General features: G+C 59.6%; 16 protein-coding genes. 10 read left to right on the top strand and 6 right to left on the bottom strand.

Annotation, left to right across the window (positions count from 1 at the left end; translation table 11 throughout):
• Positions 1-54: 54 nt before the first annotated feature.
• The 4 genes from KG007_RS13095 to KG007_RS13080 all read right to left on the bottom strand — a co-directional run bounded on the left by KG007_RS13095 (position 55) and on the right by KG007_RS13080 (position 4,297).
• The gene (locus KG007_RS13095) at positions 55-606 is read right to left on the bottom strand and encodes a CinA family protein (protein ID WP_213349488.1); all 552 of its coding nucleotides are present in this window, start codon (positions 604-606) and stop codon (positions 55-57) included.
• A 10-nt stretch (positions 607-616) separates the two neighbouring features.
• On the bottom strand, positions 617-1,858 hold the full coding sequence (locus tag KG007_RS13090; RefSeq protein WP_213349485.1) for a competence/damage-inducible protein A: 1,242 nt from the start codon (positions 1,856-1,858) through the stop codon (positions 617-619).
• A gap of 10 nt (positions 1,859-1,868) precedes the next feature.
• Entirely contained in the window at positions 1,869-3,020 is a 1,152-nt protein-coding gene (locus KG007_RS13085) for a quinone-dependent dihydroorotate dehydrogenase (protein ID WP_213349482.1), read from the bottom strand.
• A gap of 281 nt (positions 3,021-3,301) precedes the next feature.
• The gene (locus KG007_RS13080; RefSeq protein ID WP_213349479.1) at positions 3,302-4,297 is read right to left on the bottom strand and encodes a 4-phosphoerythronate dehydrogenase; all 996 of its coding nucleotides are present in this window, start codon (positions 4,295-4,297) and stop codon (positions 3,302-3,304) included.
• A 173-nt stretch (positions 4,298-4,470) separates the two neighbouring features.
• Here KG007_RS13080 and KG007_RS13075 point away from each other — a divergent pair, with 173 nt between their 5' ends.
• From KG007_RS13075 to KG007_RS13060, 4 genes are all read left to right on the top strand, one after another.
• Positions 4,471-5,523: an agmatinase family protein gene (locus KG007_RS13075; protein ID WP_195461576.1), complete on the top strand. Its 1,053-nt coding sequence runs from the start codon at positions 4,471-4,473 to the stop codon at positions 5,521-5,523.
• Positions 5,524-6,909, top strand: coding sequence for a Na+/H+ antiporter NhaA (nhaA, locus tag KG007_RS13070; protein WP_249413364.1), 1,386 nt, complete (start codon positions 5,524-5,526; stop codon positions 6,907-6,909).
• A 52-nt stretch (positions 6,910-6,961) separates the two neighbouring features.
• Positions 6,962-7,669, top strand: coding sequence for an FKBP-type peptidyl-prolyl cis-trans isomerase N-terminal domain-containing protein (locus KG007_RS13065; RefSeq protein ID WP_213349477.1), 708 nt, complete (start codon positions 6,962-6,964; stop codon positions 7,667-7,669).
• Between the two features lie 243 nt (positions 7,670-7,912).
• On the top strand, positions 7,913-9,025 hold the full coding sequence (locus tag KG007_RS13060) for an FKBP-type peptidyl-prolyl cis-trans isomerase (protein ID WP_213349474.1): 1,113 nt from the start codon (positions 7,913-7,915) through the stop codon (positions 9,023-9,025).
• Between the two features lie 179 nt (positions 9,026-9,204).
• On the opposite strand, the gene KG007_RS13055 is transcribed toward KG007_RS13060, so the two are convergent.
• Together KG007_RS13055 and KG007_RS13050 are read right to left on the bottom strand one after the other, a co-directional pair.
• On the bottom strand, positions 9,205-9,570 hold the full coding sequence (locus KG007_RS13055) for a DUF3127 domain-containing protein (RefSeq protein WP_195461561.1): 366 nt from the start codon (positions 9,568-9,570) through the stop codon (positions 9,205-9,207).
• Between the two features lie 49 nt (positions 9,571-9,619).
• Positions 9,620-9,841 (bottom strand): hypothetical protein, encoded by a 222-nt coding sequence (locus tag KG007_RS13050; RefSeq protein WP_195461562.1) that lies wholly within the window; start codon positions 9,839-9,841, stop codon positions 9,620-9,622.
• Between KG007_RS13050 and KG007_RS13045 the strand changes: the two genes are divergently transcribed.
• From KG007_RS13045 to KG007_RS13020, 6 genes are all read left to right on the top strand, one after another.
• A complete protein-coding gene (locus tag KG007_RS13045) occupies positions 9,840-10,715 on the top strand; it encodes an endonuclease/exonuclease/phosphatase family protein (protein ID WP_249413363.1) in 876 nt (291 codons plus the stop codon). The two genes, KG007_RS13050 and KG007_RS13045, sit on opposite strands and share 2 nt — an antisense overlap.
• Before the next feature lie 45 nt (positions 10,716-10,760).
• Complete coding sequence (locus tag KG007_RS13040) at positions 10,761-11,855, top strand: SGNH/GDSL hydrolase family protein (RefSeq protein WP_213349472.1); 1,095 nt, start codon at positions 10,761-10,763, stop codon at positions 11,853-11,855.
• Positions 11,856-12,033: 178 nt separating this feature from the next.
• The gene (locus KG007_RS13035; RefSeq protein WP_195461564.1) at positions 12,034-12,624 is read left to right on the top strand and encodes an RNA polymerase sigma factor; all 591 of its coding nucleotides are present in this window, start codon (positions 12,034-12,036) and stop codon (positions 12,622-12,624) included.
• Complete coding sequence (locus KG007_RS13030) at positions 12,621-13,604, top strand: FecR family protein (RefSeq protein WP_213349469.1); 984 nt, start codon at positions 12,621-12,623, stop codon at positions 13,602-13,604. Before KG007_RS13035 ends, KG007_RS13030 begins: the two co-directional genes overlap by 4 nt.
• A 101-nt stretch (positions 13,605-13,705) precedes the next feature.
• On the top strand, positions 13,706-17,233 hold the full coding sequence (locus tag KG007_RS13025) for a TonB-dependent receptor (protein WP_213349468.1): 3,528 nt from the start codon (positions 13,706-13,708) through the stop codon (positions 17,231-17,233).
• Between the two features lie 13 nt (positions 17,234-17,246).
• Positions 17,247-19,061, top strand: coding sequence for a RagB/SusD family nutrient uptake outer membrane protein (locus KG007_RS13020; protein WP_195461567.1), 1,815 nt, complete (start codon positions 17,247-17,249; stop codon positions 19,059-19,061).
• The last annotated feature ends 12 nt before the right edge of the window (positions 19,062-19,073 follow it).

Genomic DNA, 19,073 nt, shown 5'->3' with positions numbered 1-19,073 from the left:
AAATTAACCGTAAAAACCATAAAAACCAAATAAAAAGGCTGTAAATTCGCTTATTTAGGGATTATATCGGGCCGTTTTCTCTGTCAACAGTTCTTCTTCGAGCAGGGCGACGGCAGCCGTACCGGCTTTGCGGATGACTTTGTTGCGGCTGCCGTTTACGTGAATCAGCCGCGATACGGTGCGTTCGGGTGAGCTGACGGCGATCCAGACCGAGCCTACCGGGAGTTCGGGCGTGCCGCCCGAAGGGCCTGCGATGCCGGTGGTGGCGATTCCGTAGTGGGCGTCGGCGGCATGGCGGACGCCCTCGGCCATTTTGCGTACGATCTGCTCGCTCACCACGCCGTAGCGGGCGATGGTGTCGCGCGAGATACCCAGCAACAGTTCTTTTGTCTGGTTCCAGTAGGCTACCACGCCGCCTTTGAAATAGGCCGATGCGCCGGGCATGGCCGTAAACCGGGCCGCGATGGAACCTCCCGTACAACTTTCGGCGACAGCGAGGGTCTGTGTACGGTCGATCAGCAGCCGGTGTACGTTTTTTTCCGGCTTGAAACTGTTGCAGGAGGCTGTCAGCGCGATTACGGCCAGTAGGGCGAGTAATTTATTCATGGCTGAAGTTTTAATTTCCATTGAGGCAGTCGCGCAGCAGGCCGAGGGCGAAGGCGCTGGCGCGGTCGATGATTTGTCCCCGGTCGGTTCCGCACTGTTTGAGGATGGCGACCGTCTGTTCGGGGGTGGCCACGGCGATCCAGACCGTGCCGACGGGTTTCTCCGCCGAGCCGCCCGTGGGGCCTGCGATGCCGGTGGTGGCGACGGCGTAGTCGGCGCCGGCCGCACGGCGGGCCCCTTCGGCCATCTGGCGGGCTACCTGTTCGCTCACGGCGCCGTAACGTGCGATGTCCGCGGCATCGACGCCCAGGAGCCTGGTTTTCGAATCGTTGCTGTACGACACTACGCCGCAGAGGAAGTAAGCCGATGCGCCGGGCATGGCTGTAAACCGCGCGGCGATCGAACCGCCCGTGCAACTTTCAGCCACGGCGAGCGTCAGTCCCCGCCGGGTGAGTATTTCGTGCACTACCTCCTGCATGGTCGCGGTCTCGAACCCGAGGATGTTGTGGGGAATGATCTTGCGCAGCGCCTCGAACTGGCTCTCTATTTCGCGGGCGACGCTCTCTCCTTCCACCTCATAGGCCGACAGGCGCAGGCGTACCGCACCCGGATTGGGCAGGTAAGCCAGTTTCAGGTACGGGGGCAGGGCGTTTTCCCATGCTTCGATCCGCTCGGCGAGCATCGACTCGGCGAGTCCGGCGGTGATCATCGTGCGGTGGACGATCTGCCGCAGCGCGAAATGGGCCTTCAGGCGGGGCATCACCTCGTCTTCGATCAGGTGTTCCATTTCGAAGGGTACGCCTGGCAGCGAGACGATCACGTGTCCGTCGCGTTCGAACCACATGCCCGGGGCTGTGCCGTGGGCGTTGAACAGGACCGTGCAGCATGCGGGAACCATTGCCTGCGAGCGGTTGAGCTCGTTGAACCCGATGCCGCGCTCGGTGAGCATTTTCTCGACGTGCTCCGCTACCCGCTCGTCATAGCGCATTTCGCAGTGGAACATCTCTGCGAGGGTCTTCTTGGTGATGTCGTCCTTCGTGGGGCCGAGGCCTCCCGTGACGATGGTCACCTCCGAGCCCGCGAGGGCGTTTTCCACGGTCTGGATAATCTGTGCCCGGTCGTCGCCGATCGAGATTTTCTCGCGGACCACGATGCCGGCTGCATTGAGGTGTTTGGCAATGGAAACCGAATTGGTATCCACGATCTGTCCGATGAGTATTTCATCGCCGATGGTGATGATTGTCGCTTTCATGGCCGGATGGTTACTGATTTTCCGCAGGTTCCTGCGGCGTTTGCGGGGTGTTGGCGGCTTCGGGGAGTTCCAAATCGCCGGTTTTCGGAGCTGCTGCTGTTCCTGCGGTCGCCTCGGCCTGCCGGGCTTCCGCGTCGGTGATCAGCGCGCGGCACACCTCTTTGACGATTCCGGGGCCGTTGTAAACGTAGCCGGTGTAGAGTTGTACGAGGTCAGCCCCGGCGTCGAGCATTGCCCGCACGTCGTCGGCCGACATCACTCCGCCGACGCCGATGATGGGGTAGTTTCCGCCCGAACGCGTGTGCACCCGGCGTACGACCTCCACGGCGCGGCGGGTGAGCGGAGCGCCGCTGAGGCGTCCGCTGCCGATCTTTTCGAGCGACGCCCGGCTCGTGTGCAGCCCCTCGCGACTGTGGGTTCCGTTGGTTGCCACGATGCCGTCGAGCGGCGTTTCGAGCAGCACGTCGGTGATCTGGTCGATCACCTCGTCGGACATGTCGGGCGAGATTTTGAGCATGATCGGCCGGAACTGGTTCTGGCCGCGCCGGAAGTCGAACAGCGGGTTGAGTATCTGGAGAATATGTTCGCGCGTATGTGTCAGCCCTTCCCGGCAGGCGTTGTCGCAGCTGATGTTCACGGTGAAATAGTCCGCGTACTGATAAAGGCTGCGGAAGAGTTTCAGGTAATCGGCCGGGGCGTTCTCGGCGGGTGTTGCGGTGTTTTTGCCGATGTTGCAGCCTACGATTACCCCGTTGTGCGGACGCCGGAGGTGGCGGATGGTGGCTTCGAGACCGCGGTTCGAAAGTCCGATGCGGTTGACGATGGCGTTGTCCTTGGGCAGGCGGAAGACCCGCGGCCGCGGATTGCCCGCCTGCGGACGGGGCGTCACGGTCCCCACTTCGATGAATCCGAATCCCAGTGCGGCCAGTTCGCGGAACGCTTCGCCGTTGCGGTCGAATCCGGCCGCCAGCCCGACGGGGTTGGCGAAGCGGATGCCGAAGACCTCGCGTTCGAGCGCCGGGTGCTTCACGGCGTAGCACTTGCGCAGCAGCCAGCGGCCGCCGGGAATCAGCCCGATGATGCGCAGCAACAGCAGCACCGCATGATGGGCCCGCTCGATGGTGAGCGAGAAAAGCACGGGCTTTATAAATCTCCGGTACATTTTTTTTCGAAGTAATTGCCGCAAAGATAGTGCAAGGCGAGTGCAGAAGCAAATTTATTTGCTTTTGCCGAGCCGCCGCCTATCTAAGGCGAAGCCAAAGATAGTGCAATCCGGCGGCGGAGCCAAATTTATTTGCTTTTGCCGAGCCGCCGTCTGTCTGAGGCGAAGCCAAAGATCGTGCAAGCCGGGCGCGGAGCCGAATTTATTTCACGGGACCGGGATGCTGCCTGTCTGAGCCGCTATTTATCGCGGGCAAAGGTAATTAAAAAAGAGTGAATCCGCTAAAAATATTCGCGGCGGTAGGCATAATGGTCGCGCATGGACTCGAAATCGCCCGGCCGCTCCTTCAGGCGGCGGCTTTCGGCTCCGATGTCGTAGGCCTTTCCGATAGTTGCGCATAACTCCTGCCAACCGATCGGCCGCGGGGTCGCCGGGGCGGCTTCGGGCGGATACCATCCTTCGAGCGGGAACCCGAAACGGCGGGCCAGCGAGGCGACCGACATAGCCGTGGCGTTGGCTTTGCCCTGTTCGGAATAGCCTGCAATGTGGGGCGTGGCCAGCAGCGCATGGGCCAGCAGGGCCGGGTCGAGGTGCGGTTCGTGCTCCCAGACATCGAGCGCGCAGTCGAGTCCGCTCGCCAGCAGGGCGTCGCCGTCGACCACCTCCCCGCGCGAAGTGTTGATCACGACGGCGCCGGGTTTCATTAGGGCGAACAGTTGCCGGCCGGCCATATGCCGCGTCGTGTCGTCGAGCGGTGTGTGGAAGGTGAGGATGTCGGCTTCGCCGGCTACCTCTTCCAGGGGCCTGAACCCGCAGTGTTCCCGCTCTTCACGCGGCGGGTCGCAGCAAATGACGCGGAATCCCCACGCCTCGGCGTACTCCCTGACGAGCGATCCGACGTGTCCCACGCCCACGATGCCCAACGTCCGTTCGGCAGGCTCCCAGCCCTGTGTGCGTGCGAGGTGAGCGAGTGCCGCGCCGACCCATTGCAGGACGCCCCGGGCGTTGCAGCCGGCGGCCGTGGTGACCTCGATTCCGTGCTCCGCGCACCAGGCCCGGTCGATGTGGTCGAACCCGATGGTCGCCGTGGCGATCATTCGTACGCGCGAACCCGCCAGGAGCGCTTCGTCGCACCGGGTGCGGGTGCGTATCACCAGCGCGTCGGCGTCGTGTGCGTCGGCGGCCGAAATTGCCGTCCCGGGGAGGTATTCCACCTCGGCGAACGGCTCCAGGACACCCCGCAGAAAGGGTATGGCGCTGTCGGCAATGATTTTCATAATTTGGTGTATTTATCTCCGTTTCTCGTCATTCGGGTGAACAAAGATAGGTAAAAATTAAAATTTTCGTACCTTTGCCGTTCAAAACGGAACGTTTTCGCCGGGTGAATGCAAAGTCCGGGCCTGCATGGTCCCGGGCTGACGGCGAAAACGGCAAAAGAATGATGAACGTTATGGAACAGAAACCCTTCGATCCGGATGGTGTCGGTGTGGACAACGGGACCTATTTCGGGCTTCCGTTCGATCCCGAAACGGCGGAACTGGTGCTGATTTCGGCGCCGTGGGACGTAACGGTCTCTTACGGAGCGGGAGCGGCCTATGCGCCCGATGCCATTATCGAAGCTTCGACACAGTTGGATTTCCACGATCCGCTGGCTCCCGGCGCCTGGCGCCGCGGTATCGCCACGGCCGACGTGGACTATTCGCTGCAGGAATCTTCGCAGCGCCTGCGGGCCGACGCTACGCGGGTGATCGACCACCTCGAAGGGGGCGGTTGCCTCGAGGACGACTATGTCGTGCGCAAGGTCCGCCGCGTCAACGAGGGATGTATGGCGATGAACGCCAACATCGAGGCGCAGGCTTCACGCTGGCTCGACGCCGGCAAGACGGTGGGGCTCGTCGGCGGCGACCATTCGACCCCCTACGGGTTGATCCGGGCGCTGGGCGCGCGGCACGCGGAGTTCGGCATCCTGCATGTCGATGCCCACTGCGATTTGCGCGACGCGTACGAGGGATTCGAGTTTTCCCATGCTTCGATCATGTTCAACGTCCTGCGCGACGTGCCGCAGGTCGTGAAGATCGCCCAGGTCGCCGTGCGCGACTTCAGTGAGACGGAGGCTGCGCTGGCGGCCTCGTCGGAACGCATCGCCTCCTTCGACGACCTTTCGCTCGCTGCCGCCGCTTTTCGCGGCGAGACGTGGGACGCGCAGTGCCGCCGCATCGTCGACGTGCTGCCGCAGGAGGTTTACGTGAGTTTCGACATCGACGGACTCACCTTCGAAAACTGCCCCCATACCGGTACGCCGGTTTCGGGCGGACTTACATTCAACCAGGCCGTCTACCTGCTCGACACGCTGGTTCGCTCGGGACGCCGCATCATCGGCTTCGACGTGGTGGAGGTGTGTCCCGTAGCCGACGAACGAATCGACGCCATTACGGGCGCCCGCATGCTGTGGAAGCTCTGCGGGCAGACGCTCAGGTCGGCCGCCAAAAACAACGAACGATAAATGCGACTGTTTTCAATGTACCGCTGGGTTCGCCAGCGACACATGATGGGGCTTCGCGGCCGTAGTTTCCTGGAAGCTCCCTGGGCCGGAGGCGTCGTGCTGCTGGTGTGCGTCATCGCCGCCATGTTGCTGGCCAACCTGCCAGCGACCAAACTCTACTACCACCACCTGCTCGAAACCGACCTTTCGCTGATGGTCCGCTCGCCCGACGGAGTGATCGACTGGATCTTCCCGCGGGGAATGACCGTCGAGAAGTTCATCAACGACGGCCTGATGGTGATTTTCTTTTTCGCCGTGGGGCTCGAAATCAAACGCGAAATTGTCTGCGGGCAGCTTTCGTCCACCCGGCGGGCCATTCTCCCGGTGCTGGCCGCTGCGGGCGGCATGCTCGTCCCCGCGATCTTCTTCACGGCTTTCAACCACGGAACGATGGCCGCCAACGGTTGGGGTATTCCCACCGCTACGGACATTGCCTTTGCCATCGGCATCCTTTCGATGCTGGGCGAGCGTGTTCCCGTATCGCTCAAAATCTTCCTTACGGCATTGGCTATTGCCGACGATCTCGGGGCTATCCTGGTCATCGCGCTGTTCTATGGCGGCAAGGTGCAGATCGGCTGTCTGCTGGTGGCGCTGGTCATCATGCTCGGGGTTTACTTCATGAAGCAGATGGGCGAGAAACGCATGTTCTCCTACCTGGTCCCGGCCTTTGTGGTCTGGGGGCTGTTCTACTACTCGGGCGTTCACTCGACCATTTCGGGTGTGGCGATGGCCCTGCTGATCCCGATGGAGCCGCGTTACAGCAAGGAGTATTTCGCCCATAAGATGCGCTGGCTCAATGCGCTGATGCTCCGGGCCGCCTCCCATGAGGATTTCCCCAACGAAGAGCAGCGCTTCTACCTGCGCCGCATGCACGACCTTTCGTCCAATTCGGTCGGCATGAGCTACCGCCTGGAGCACGGCCTTGCGCCCTACGTCACGTTCCTGATCATGCCCGTCTTCGCACTGGCGAATGCCGGCGTCGAGATTTCGTCGCTCGAATACCTCAATATTTTCCATTATTCGCCCGAGATCGGTTCGGTCGGTATGGGCGTGTTCTTCGGACTGGTCATCGGTAAGCCGCTGGGTATCTTTCTCGCCAGTTGGGGCGCCGTGAAGACCGGACTTGCGGAGCTGCCCGAGGGGGCGACGTGGCGCATGCTGCTGGCCGTAGCCTGCCTGGGCGGTATCGGTTTCACGATGTCGCTGTTCGTCGATTCGCTGGCCTATACCGATCCCGACCTGGTCGACCGCGGCAAGATCGCGATCCTGATGGGTTCGACGGCGGCCGCCGTTCTGGGCTGCATGCTGATCCTGGCCTTCTCCGGACGCAAACGCCGGATTAAATAGTATAAATTGCCGCAGATTGCACTATTTTTGTAAAAAAAGGAGTTTGATAACTATGAAAAAGACCTTCCCGATCCTTCCGGCCCTCGTGTTGCTGCTGGCCGGAGCCTGCTCGAAAAATTCGGGCGGAGGCGGTGTGAAACTCAAGAGCGATACCGATTCGGTGGCTTACGTCCTCGGCATGAATGTGGGCATGAACCTGCTGAAAATGGATTCGACGATCAATGTGAACGCTGTCTGCGAAGGTATCCGCGACGTTTTTCGCGAAAATCCCAAACTCACGGCGGCTGATGCCGAGACGTTCTACCTGAGCTATGTGAATTACGCCCTTCCCGAGAAGGCGCGCAATTACGAAGAGCAGTTCCTGGCGGACATCGCCAAGTCGAACCGCTCTTATGCCCGCACTTCGTCGGGCGTGACTTATACGGTAACAGCGGTGGGCGACCAGGACCAGATTCCCGTCTCCGAGCGCGACAGCGTGGCTCTGCGGTGGGTGATCCGCACGGCGGCGGGCGACGAGATCGCCTCTTCCTACGAGCGGGGCGATACGGTGCGTTCGCTGGTCCGCGACCTGCGGCGCGGCGTGCAGGAGAGCGTCAAGCTCATCGGCAAGGGCGGCAAGATCAACGCCTGGATGCCTTCTTCGGCAGCCTACGGCGCCGAAGGCGACAAGGAGTTGGGCATTGCTCCCAATGCGACGCTCTATTACGAGATCGAACTCGTCGACCTCGACAAATATGCAATCCGGTCGCGGCGGCGCTAACCCGGAAAAACCGCCGGGCCGTGGCGGCATTCGTGTTTGTCGCCGCTTGGGGCTCTTTAAAATATAGTTGCTAAGAATCATTTCGTTAACAAAAAATTTATATCTTTGCGTGGAATAAACCCCCGCTTAGATAGGCGGCGCCCCGGCAGAGTCGAATAAATTCACCTCTGCGCCCGGCTTGCACTATCTTTGCGCATACGAATTGCGATAAAAGCCAAACATCAAAACATAGTAAAAACAACAATGAAAAAAATCTTTTTTGCGGCGGCGCTTGCGGGTGCTGCAATGCTCGCCTCCTGCGGAGGAAACAAAGGCGGGGTACAGATGGGCAGCCTGTCCGAATTCGACTCGTTGTCGTATTCGCTCGGAGCTAACATCGGCTACGGCTTGAGCTACGAAATGAAGGACATTCCGTTCGACTTCAAGGCCGTTGACAAGGGTGTTCAGGAAGGAGCCCTGGGCAAGGCTACCCAGGAACACGACAAATCGCTCGATATGCTGCGCGAGTATTTCATGTCGAAGCGCGGCGAGCGTGCCCAGGCTATCGCGCAGAAGCGTGCCCAGGCTGACAGCATACGCCTGGCCGGCGGCGACTCGACCAAGGTGGAGTATCCCGCAGCCGATCCCGAAATGTTCGAGAGCGAAGAGGAGCGTGCCGAAATTTCCTATGCTTTCGGTAACGACATCGGTTACAACATCGCACAGAGCGGCATGCCTATCCAACTGGTTTGGATCGGCGAGGCTATGCAGAACGTGCGCGACAACAATGCCAAGATGAACGAGGACGAGGTAAACCAGTACCTGCAGTACTATTTCATGGTAAAGCGTCCGGCCGAGAATGCCGAGGCTTCGAAGGCGTGGATGGAGAAAATGGAGAAGAAATCGGGCGTGAAGAAGACCGAGTCGGGCCTGCTTTATAAGGTTACCAAGGCCGGCGACGCTTCGGTGATGCCGAAGGATCCGCGCGACGTGGTGAAGGTTCACTATACGGGCCGCACCCGCGACGGTAAGGTATTCGATACCTCGAAGTTCGCCAACCGCTCGAAGGAGCAGCAGGAGATGCTCAAGAAGCAGCGTCCCGACGATTTCGACAAGGACGAACCCGTCGAGTTCCCGCTCAACCGTGTGATTCCGGGATGGACCGAGGGTCTGCAACTGGTAGGCAAGGGCGGTACGATCACGCTCTGGATTCCCGCCGACCTGGCTTACGGTGCACGCGGCGCAGGCCGTGACATCGGTCCCAACGAGGCTTTGGAGTTCGAAGTCGAACTGGTCGACGTTACTCCTTACGAAGAGCCCGCTCCGGCAGATTCGACCGCAACGGCCGAGACTCCCGAAGTTGCTCCCGCAAAATAATTCCCGGGAATAAATCGAATCCGGATGTGCCGTGTGCGCATCCGGATTTTTTTATAATAAGGTATATGAAAAACTCCGGTCCTCAGGGACCGGAGTTTTTGAATTTCAGGCGGGCGGATTCTTGCCGAACCCGGATTCCGTGTTTTGGGCAGCCTTCTTTCAGCCCCTCCCCTCCGTATTTAGAACGGCAGGTCGTCGACCTGCGCCGGCGACGACGCATAGGACGGTTCCTCGGCGATGGGCGGCATGTCGGGCATCGGGGCGGCCCCTGCGGTCTCCTGCTTGGGTTGCAGACGCCATGCGCGGATGTCGGTGTACCAGCGGCCGTTGTATTCGCGCGACTCGACGTTCACCGAGACGTTGTAGGTCGAACCTTCCTGCAGGCGGGCCACGTCTTCGGGTTTGTTGAAGAATGTAACGCAGATTTTACGCGCGAACGAACCTTCGTTCATTTCGAAAACCACGTCCTGACGCTGCCACTCACCGCGTGCCGACGTTCCTTTCGTCACGGGCAGTATTTTGAAAACTGTTCCTTCGAATTCCATAGTATAAATCGGGTTTATTTTTCACAAAGGTAGCAATTTTTCGGGACAATCAGAGTCTTTTCTGCGGAAAAAAACGTTTGCGTCTCCGGTTGCCGCCCGCAAGTTCCGGTGCTGCTGCCGACAGCTTTTCTCGAAGACAGGCCCGGGTGCAGGGCCGTGTACCGGCCTGGTTTACGATGCGTTGCAACAAACGGCGGTTCGTTGGCTGTGTAAAAAAAGCAGAAAGGAGTTTGCACATTTTCGCTTTTTTTCGATTATCTTTGCTCATCATGAAACAGTTACTGCTTTTTATCGCGCTGCTGGGGCTGGCGATGCCCCTGCGGGCGCAGGACGACAAGGCGCTGGCCGCCGCTGCGGCGAAAGCCGACCTGAAACTGATGTCGTTCAATATCCGTTACTACAAGCCCGGCGCCGACGGCGACAACGGCTGGATTGCGCGCCGCGCTGCCTGCCTGGAGATGATCCGTGCGGAGTCGCCCGATGTCGTCGGGTTTCAGGAGCCGCACCGGCCCCAGATCGACTACCTGAAGGTCAACCTTCCCGAATACGCCGAGGTCGACATGGGGCGTGACGCCGCGACCGACATCGAAAAGAAACCCGACGGCGGCGAGCATCTGATGATCATGTACCGCCGTTCGAAATACGTTCTCGTCGACAGCGGATTTTTCTGGATCAGCCCCACACCCGAATGCCCGTCGCGGGGCTGGGACGCCATGTGCCGCCGCGTCACGGTATGGGTGCGGCTCAAAGACCGGAAAACCGGGAAGGAGTTTTTCTATTTCGACACCCATTTCGACCACGTCGGCAAGCAGGCCCGCGTCGAATCGGCGCGGATGGTGGTTGCCCGGATGAAGGAGATTGCCGGGGAAAAGGCCGCCGTTTTCCTTTCGGGCGACCTGAATACGACCTACGACAATGCCTTGCTCGACCCGCTGAAAGCGTGGATGCAGTCGGCGCGCCATGCGGCTCCGGTGACCGACGAACTGCCGACGTTCAACGACTTCGGCAAACGTTCGCTGTGGATCGATTTCATCTTCGGCCGTAACGCCCGTGTGCTGGCTTACCGTACCCTTACCGACTCCGAACGCTACGGCGTGCCGTTCCTTTCGGACCACAATCCCGTCTATGCACTCTACAAACTGTGAATCCGGCCGTCGGCCGATAATTTCGATACAACCAAACTCGCATAAATGATGAACTTTCCGAAGATTTTCCGCAGTCTCGCGCTGCTGTCGCTGTTGCTGGCGTCGAATATCGCCAGCGCGCAGGCGAAGGCTCCGATCCGTTATGTCGACGCTTCGACGCTGACCGTTATCGGCAAGACCATGCCTACGCCCAAACTCTACCAGCGGGTCGATACCGCACGCTACGAGTTGTGGCAGCCCGTAAAGAATTATTCGGCCTTCTCTACGGGGCTGGCCGTCGTCTTTAAAACCGACAGCAAAAACATCCGGGCCCGATGGAAAACCGGCGGCTACGGACTGGGCCACAACATGACCGCCATTGCCCGCAAGGGCCTCGACCTCTACATCGAGCGCGGCGGGGAGTGGGTCTACGCCGGTTTCGGATGGCCCAAGGGAGACAATCACGACAGTGCGCTGGTCGAATATATGGACGAGGGCGAGAAAACCTGCCTGCTGTACCTGCCCCTGTGGGACGAGGTGTTGTCGCTGGAGGTGGGAGTCGACGAAGGCAGCCGCATCGAGGCTGTTCCCAACCCATTCCGCCACCGGATCGTGGTGCTCGGGTCGAGCATTACCCACGGAGCTTCGGCCGGCCGCCCCGGCATGACCTGGACAGCGCGGCTGGCCCGCGAAATGGGGCTCGATTTCCTGAACCTCGGTTACAGCGGGCAGTGTAAGCTGCAACCCGAGTTTGCGCGGATGCTGGCCGAAATGGAGGCCGATGCCTTCGTTTTCGACGCTTTCTCCAACCCGAGCGCCAAGGAGATCGACGAACGGCTCGACTCGTTCGTAGCGACCGTCCGCAAGGCGCATCCCGCCACACCGCTGATCTTTATCCAGACCGAGGTCCGCGAGACCGGGAATTTCAATCTCCGGGCCCGGAAGTTCGAAGAGGACAAGCGTGCTGCGGCTGAAGCCGGCATCCGGCGGCTGATGAAGACCGACAAGAACATCTACTTCATCGACTCCGAGGGGATGATCGGCTCCGATCATCTCGGAACGGTCGACGGTTCGCACCCTTCCGACCAGGGTTTCATGTACATGACGCGCCACCTCGAACCGCAGCTCCGTAAAATTTTCCAGAAATACGGAATCCGCTGACCATAGGCTGAAAAGGCCGCAACTTCCGGGTTGCGGCCTTTTTGTTTTATGGGCCGAAAGTTGTAAAATTGAAATTAATGTTATCTTTGCCGAAAAGATAACCTTTTGCCTGGACCGGCGGCTCTCCGCGTTCCGATACCTGCCGCTGCACTTGGCCTGTGCTGTCTATGCCATAATTATGACTGAAAATTTCATCCCGGAAAACCAGGATCAGGAGCTGTTCCGACAGATCAAACAGGGAAGCGAAGAGGCTTTCCGGGAGGTCTACGTGAAGTACCACCGGATACTCTACGCCGTGGCCCTGAAGATGCTGAAGGATAACTCCGCCGCGGAGAATGCCGTACAGCACGTTTTCGTGAAACTGTGGACCGGGCGGCAGGACATGACCGTGATGCTCAGCCTGAGGAACTACCTCTACACGATGACCCGCAACTACATTCTCAATTACCTGCGCAGCCGCAATACCGAACTGGTGCACAGCTACCGCCTGGCGCAGCTTATACCCGTAGCTTCCGATCCGCTCGATGCGCAGATCGAACGCGAAAATCTTTCGGAGGTGCTCGATACGGTGATCGCCGGACTCCCGACCCAGAAGCGGCAGGTTATGTACCTGCGCAAGGCGGGCTATTCGAATCCCGAAATTGCCGAGATGCTCAACCTCTCGGTCAACACCGTCCGTTCGCACTACCAGGAGGGTGTCAAACTCCTGAAAAGCCGGCTCGGCCATATTATCCTGTTAATCGTTACTTTGCAAACCCTATTTTTATGAACAGACCTTCGGAAGAACTATTGCATAAGACGCTCGAAAACAGCGCTACCCCTGCGGAGGCTGCTTTGGTTGCCGAATGGCTCGCCACCGATTCGGGCCAGGCGTGGGCCAGCCGCTACATCGGCCGCGACTTCGACCGGCAGGAGGAGTGCGGCGATTACGAACAGGCCGAGGTCGCTTCGGACCGCATCTTCGCACGGATCAAATTGGCCCTCACGCGCGGCCGCCGCCGGCGCATCCTTTTCCGGGTTGCCGCCGTTGTGATTCCCGTCGCGCTGATCCTGGCCGTTGCCTTGCGCCTCGACCGGCAGGTAGGGGGCATCTTCTCGGGCGCGGAGTACAGCGAATTCGTCGTCGACCGGGGCCGGCGTACACAGTGCCTGTTCCAGGACGGCACGGTCGCCTACCTCAATTCCGAGTCGAAAATCCACTATCCCGTGAAGTTCGGGTTGTTCGAACGCCGCATCCGCCTCGAAGGCGAAGCCTATTTCGAGGTGAAGCACAACTCCCGGCGGCCGTTCGTCGTGGAGTTCGAGGGCGGGGAAATACAGGTCCTCGGCACATCGTTCAATGTCAAGGCCTACCACGGCGACGACATCGTCGCCGTAACGCTCGACGAGGGCCGTGTGGTGCTCGACAACCGTCACGGCGGGCGTTTCGAACTGGCGCCTTCGGAACAGTTGCTTTACGACCGTCGCTCGGGCGAGGGGCGGATCGTCCGCGGCGCCGACGCCATGCGTTATTCGATTTGGAAAGACGACGTGATCTCGTTCCGCGATACGCCCCTTGCAGAGGTGCTCGAAATCCTGTCGCGGTGGTACGACGTGCGGTTCGAAATAGACGGACAGCCCGATCGCCCCATATCCTATACGTTTACGACCGACAATACGCTGCTGGATAACGTATTGCGCGAAATGGAACTGATCTCCCCGGTACGCTTCGAACGCTCTAAATCCGAAATAAAGGTTAGCTTCAGATAAAAAAAAGAGTTCCGGCTCATCGTTTTTTCCCGTTTGCGTGTCTATTATACGAAAAGCGCGCAAACGGGCTTTTTAGTAAACAACTACCTAAACTAATCTGTATGAAACGAATCAGACTACTATTTCTGATGCTGCTTTGTGTTGCCGGGACCGCTTTGACGGCCCGGGCGCAGAAAGTGACGTTGAATTTCCGGAATGCCAAGCTCGAACAGGTATTCGGGCGGATTACCGAGCAGACGGGCTATACGTTCTACTATGCGCGTCCGACGGTCAATCCCGACAAGGTCGTCAGCATCGCCGTCGAGGATGTCGACGTGCGGGCGGCCCTGAAACAACTGTTGGCAGCCGACAAGGTCGAGATTGAAATTCGCGACGGCAAGATTTATCTTTCCCCTCCGCAGCGGAAAGCCTCTTCGTCGCAACCCGTTAAAGGCGTCGTCAAGGATGCCGCGGGGCAACCTGTGATCGGCGCTGCGGTGATTGTCAAGGGCACGACCCGCGGTGTGAGTTCGGGAGCCGACGGCTCGTTTTCGTTCGACGACCTGGCGGGCAATGCCGTGCTGCAGGTCTCGGCGTTGGGTTACGCCGCCGCCGAAATCCCGGTCGGCAACCGCTCGTTCGTCGCGGTGGAACTGAAAGAGGATGCCACGCTCGTCGACGAAGTGGTGGTCGTGGGCTACGGCACGCAGAAGAAGGCCAACCTGACGGGCGCCGTCGACCAGGTCTCTTCGGAACTCCTGGAAAACCGCCCCGTAGCCAACGTCACGCAGTTGTTGCAGGGCGCTGTTCCCAACCTCAATATCTCGTTGGCCGACGGTAAACCCAACCGTTCGGCGTCGTACAACATCCGCGGTAAAACCTCGATCGGCGCAGGCGGATCGGCGCTGGTCCTGATCGACGGCGTCGAGGGCGACCCCGCGATGCTCAACCCCAACGACATCGAGTCGGTGTCGGTCCTGAAAGACGCCGCTTCGGCAGCCATCTACGGCTCGCGCGCTCCTTACGGCGTTGTGCTTATCACCACCAAGGACCCGGGTAAACTCACCGACAAATTCACCGTCAACTACACGGGCAACGTGGCTATCCAGCAGCCGACGGCCGTTCCCGATGTCGTGGACGACGGCTATGTCTATTCGCGCCTCTTCTACGACGCGTGGTATAATTACCGTTTCAACGAACCGACGGGTTTCAACAACTCGCAGGACTTTTCGCGTGCGTGGCTCGATACCTTCCGCCAGCGCAAACTCGCGGGCAACAAACTCGAAACGACCGTCGATCCCGACGGCAAATACGTTTACTACGGTAACACGAACTACTACGACGCGCTCTACAAGGATACGGTGATCGCCCAGACGCATAACGTCTCGATCAGCGGTTCGAACGGCAAAATCAGCCACTATCTTTCGGGGCGTCTCTACGACTACAACGGCCTGTTCAATTTCACGCCCGACACCTACCGTACGATGAACCTCCGTTCGAAGGTCTCCTCGCAGGTATTCAAGTGGCTGAAAATCTCCAACAACTTCGATTATACGCACGACAAGTACCGCCAGCCGATGGGCTACTCGAAGGAGGGCGGCGGCGTGCTGTGGCGCTCGGTCAACGACCAGGGACACCCCTCGTCGCCGATCTTCAACCCCGACGGTACGCTCACCAAGTCGGGAGCTTACGCCGTCGGCGGCCTGGTCACGGGCAACAACTGGCTCGACCGCACGACCAAGACGCTGAAAAATACGACGACGTTCAACGTCACGATGCTCCAGAACCGCCTGCGCCTGACGGGCGACTTCTCGTTCCGTACCAAGGACTACACCGAGACCAAGAAGACCACGGCTATTCCTTACAGCGCTTACGAGGGTGAAACCATCTACCTCGGTACGCCCGAGACCGACGACGTGATGAAAGAATCGTTGCAGTTGACGACCTACATCGCCACCAACGCCTATGCGGAGTTCGAGGATACTTTTGCTGAAAAGCACTATTTCAAGGCATTGGCCGGCTACAACTACGAGCAGCAGGACTACAAGTCGACCTATTCCGAGCGCAACGGCCTGCTGATGCCCGATGCCGGCAACATCAACTTCGCCCTGGGCGACGTGATGTCGATTACCGGCGGCGGCAGCCGTTGGCGTTACGTGGGCGCTTTCTTCCGCCTCAATTACGCCTACGACGACCGCTATCTTCTGGAAGTCAACGGCCGTTACGACGGCTCGTCGAAGTTTCCCAACAATTCGCAGTGGGGCTTCTTCCCCTCGGCGTCGGCCGCCTGGCGCGTTTCGCAGGAGAAGTTCTGGGACGTAAGCCCCAAGGCCGTTTCGAACCTCAAGCTGCGCGCCTCCTACGGTGCGCTGGGCAACAGCAACGTCGATCCCTACACCTACCTCGAAACCTTCGGCCTGTCGACCTTCGGAACCGGTTCGGGCGATGCCGCACGCTACCTCTTCGGGCAGGCCAAACTGCGTTACACGAGCCTTCCGGGGCAGATTCCCGACAACATCGGCTGGGAGACCTCGAAGACCTTCGACGTGGGCCTCGACGCAGGTTTCCTGAACGGACGCATCAACCTCACGGCCGACTATTACATTCGCAAGACGGTCGACATGTACACCGTGGGCCCGACGCTTCCCGACACCTTCGGCGCTTCGGCTCCCAAGGGCAACTACGCAGACATGAGCACCTACGGCTATGAAATCTCGCTGAGCTACAACGATTCGTTCAAGCTGGCGGGCAAGCCTTTCGATTTCGGTATCAAAGCCACGCTGGCCGACTATTATTCCGTCATCGACAAATACAACAACGCGGCCCGCAAGCTGGGAACCGGCGCCTACCAGTATTACGAAGGTATGCGCGTCGGCGAAATCTGGGGCTTCGTCTGCAACGGGCTGTTCCAGAACCAGGCCGAGATCGACGCGGCATTCGGCGGCAAGGGCTACACGAACAGCATCATGCAGACCTCCGAGAAGTATATCACCTATCCGGGCGACATGCGTTTCGAGGATTTGAACGGTAACGACGCCATCGACCGCGGCAGCGATACGGTCGACGACCCGGGTGACCGGAAGATCATCGGCAACTCCGATCCGCGCTATCTCTATACGATCTCGCTGAATGCTTCCTGGAACGGGTTCTTCCTTTCGGCGCTGTTCGACGGCGTGGGCAAGCAGCAGTGGTTCCCCAGCGACGAGAGTCTTTTCTGGGGCATGTACAACCGTCCCTACAACCAGGTTCCGACGTGGCATCTGCAAAACTACTGGACCGCAGAGCGCCCGAACGCCTACCTGCCGCGTTACGTGGGCTACTACGGCCCGATGAACGCCGGTACGGCCAACATCAACACGCGCTACCTGCAGGACGTGTCGTATATCCGCCTGAAGAACTTCCAGTTCGGCTACGAACTGCCCAAACGGTGGATCTCGAAGATCGGCCTTTCGAAGGTCTCGGTCTACTTCTCGGGCGAGAACCTCTGGAGCTGGTCGCCGCTCTACCGCTATACGAAGGACTTCGACGTGACGGTGGCCAACAAGAAGTCCGACACCGACCTCCAGACCTCTTCCTCCGACAACAAGGGCGACGGACATAACTATCCCGTGATGCGCAGCTTCAGCTTCGGCATCTCGATCACCTATTAAACTGTTTCGTGCTATGAAAAGATCAACCTATATATGGAGTCTGCTCGTGGGCTGCGTTGCGTTCGCCACTTCGTGCGACCTGACGGAGAACGTGCAGGTGAAGGCCGACAAGTCGATGATCTTCGGATCGAAATCGGGCCTCGAACTCTATTCCAACTCCTTCTACAAAGCCCTGCCGACGCTCAAGAACGGTTTTATGCAGGACAAAATGTGCGATGTAGGGGCTGTCAGCAATACCGACACCTTCATCAAGCAGGGAGCCTACAACACCGAGACTGCGACCAGTTGGAGCTGGGGGACGCTCAAGAACGTGAATTATTTCATCGACGGCTGCAACGATCCGAAATACTGCACCGTCGACGCCGAGACGCGCGACAACTACCTCGGCATCGCCCGCTGGTTCCGCGCGTGGTTCTACTACGACAAACTGACCACCTACGGCGAAGTGCCCTGGTTCCCCAACGACATCCAGTCCTACCAGAACGACGTGATGTACAAGGAGCGCGACAGCCGCGACGTGATCATCCGCAACCTGATCGCCGACCTCGATTTCGCCTACGAGCACATCCAGGCCACCTCGTCGACCGGAAGTTCGACGCTCACCCGCTGGGCCGCCGCAGCGCTCAAGTCGCGCGTCTGCCTCTTCGAAGCGGCTTACCGCCGTTACCACAACCTCACGGGGCTCGAAATGACTCCCGAGGAGTTGTATCGGGAGGCCGCCAAAGCCGCAAAACTGGTGATCGACAACAGCGGGTGCTCGCTCAATACCGCCGCCGGGAAGAAGGGCGCCTACCGCGACCTGTTTTACAGCGAAACGCCGCTGACGCAGGAGGTGATCCTCGCCGTCTGCGCCAACGAGAAGTCGGGCATCTTCGGCGAGCAGAACTGGTGGTTCAACGCCCGCTCCTACGGGCTCTGCTGGAGCCTTGTACGCTCGTTCGTCCATACCTACCTCAAACAGGACGGCACGCCTTTCACCGCCGTGCCCGGCTACGGGGCCAAGTCCTTTGCCGAGGAGATGGAGGGGCGCGACCTGCGCCTCGAACAGACCGTCCGCGGGCGCAGTTTCCTGTGGGACGGCAAGGCCGCCGTCGCCGACATCAAAAACCTTTCGCTCACGGGTTACCAGGTGATCAAGTACACGCTCGACGAGTCGAAGTACGACGGCGGTGCGAAGAACATCAACAGCATTCCGCTGATCCGCTATGCCGAGGTGCTTTTGAACTATGCCGAGGCGCAGGCCGAACTGGGTGTGCTGACCGATGCCGAATGGGCGTTTACGATCGGTGCGCTGCGTAAGCGCGCCGGCATCACGGGCGGCACGGAGTCGCTGCCTACGGCTGTCGACAGCTATCTGCAAAGTACGTTCTATCCCGACGTGACCGATCCCGTGCTGCTCGAAATCCGCCGCGAACGGGCCATCGAACTCGTTGCCGAGGGCATGCGCTTCGACGACCTGCGCCGCTGGAAATGCGGTTCGCTGATGGAAACCCTGCCGTGGACGGGCATCCACATCCCCGGGCTGGAACAGCCCGTCGATGTCAACGGCGACGGGGTGAACGACTATTATTTCACCGAAGGTGAGGTCGCGTCGGCCCCCGCGTCCTATAAGAATATCGCCATCCGCGTCAACCAGGACAACGTGGGCCTCTATGCCGAGCCGAATGCCGCAGGAGGCTGCGACCTGGTCTACAAGACCGGTGCGGGCGACCGTTACTGGTATCCCGACGGCCGCCAGTACCTCTATCCGATTCCCGCCAAGGTGATCCGGGATTACCGAAATGCCGGTTATACGATCTCGCAGAATCCCGAGTGGAACAACGAATAAATAAAAAGCCAG

Origin of the sequence: Alistipes montrealensis, assembly GCF_018362775.1 — a bacterium.
Lineage (GTDB): Bacteria > Bacteroidota > Bacteroidia > Bacteroidales > Rikenellaceae > Alistipes > Alistipes montrealensis.
Note: the sequence above shows the minus strand (reverse complement) of the source record. Positions and strands in the feature narration are given on the sequence as shown.

Bases quoted from the DNA above. Each gene is read 5' to 3' on its own strand.
- KG007_RS13065 (WP_213349477.1), top strand. From the start codon at position 6,962: ATGAAAAAGACCTTCCCGATCCTTCCGGCCCTCGTGTTGCTGCTGGCC.
- KG007_RS13075 (WP_195461576.1), top strand. From the start codon at position 4,471: ATGGAACAGAAACCCTTCGATCCGGATGGTGTCGGTGTGGACAACGGG.
- KG007_RS13050 (WP_195461562.1), bottom strand. From the start codon at position 9,841: ATGATGAGCAAAGATAATCGAAAAAAAGCGAAAATGTGCAAACTCCTT.
- KG007_RS13080 (WP_213349479.1), bottom strand. From the start codon at position 4,297: ATGAAAATCATTGCCGACAGCGCCATACCCTTTCTGCGGGGTGTCCTG.
- KG007_RS13040 (WP_213349472.1), top strand. From the start codon at position 10,761: ATGATGAACTTTCCGAAGATTTTCCGCAGTCTCGCGCTGCTGTCGCTG.
- KG007_RS13025 (WP_213349468.1), top strand. From the start codon at position 13,706: ATGAAACGAATCAGACTACTATTTCTGATGCTGCTTTGTGTTGCCGGG.
- KG007_RS13020 (WP_195461567.1), top strand. From the start codon at position 17,247: ATGAAAAGATCAACCTATATATGGAGTCTGCTCGTGGGCTGCGTTGCG.
- KG007_RS13090 (WP_213349485.1), bottom strand. From the start codon at position 1,858: ATGAAAGCGACAATCATCACCATCGGCGATGAAATACTCATCGGACAG.
- nhaA (WP_249413364.1), top strand. From the start codon at position 5,524: ATGCGACTGTTTTCAATGTACCGCTGGGTTCGCCAGCGACACATGATG.
- KG007_RS13085 (WP_213349482.1), bottom strand. From the start codon at position 3,020: ATGTACCGGAGATTTATAAAGCCCGTGCTTTTCTCGCTCACCATCGAG.
- KG007_RS13060 (WP_213349474.1), top strand. From the start codon at position 7,913: ATGAAAAAAATCTTTTTTGCGGCGGCGCTTGCGGGTGCTGCAATGCTC.
- KG007_RS13055 (WP_195461561.1), bottom strand. From the start codon at position 9,570: ATGGAATTCGAAGGAACAGTTTTCAAAATACTGCCCGTGACGAAAGGA.
- KG007_RS13030 (WP_213349469.1), top strand. From the start codon at position 12,621: ATGAACAGACCTTCGGAAGAACTATTGCATAAGACGCTCGAAAACAGC.
- KG007_RS13045 (WP_249413363.1), top strand. From the start codon at position 9,840: ATGAAACAGTTACTGCTTTTTATCGCGCTGCTGGGGCTGGCGATGCCC.
- KG007_RS13095 (WP_213349488.1), bottom strand. From the start codon at position 606: ATGAATAAATTACTCGCCCTACTGGCCGTAATCGCGCTGACAGCCTCC.
- KG007_RS13035 (WP_195461564.1), top strand. From the start codon at position 12,034: ATGACTGAAAATTTCATCCCGGAAAACCAGGATCAGGAGCTGTTCCGA.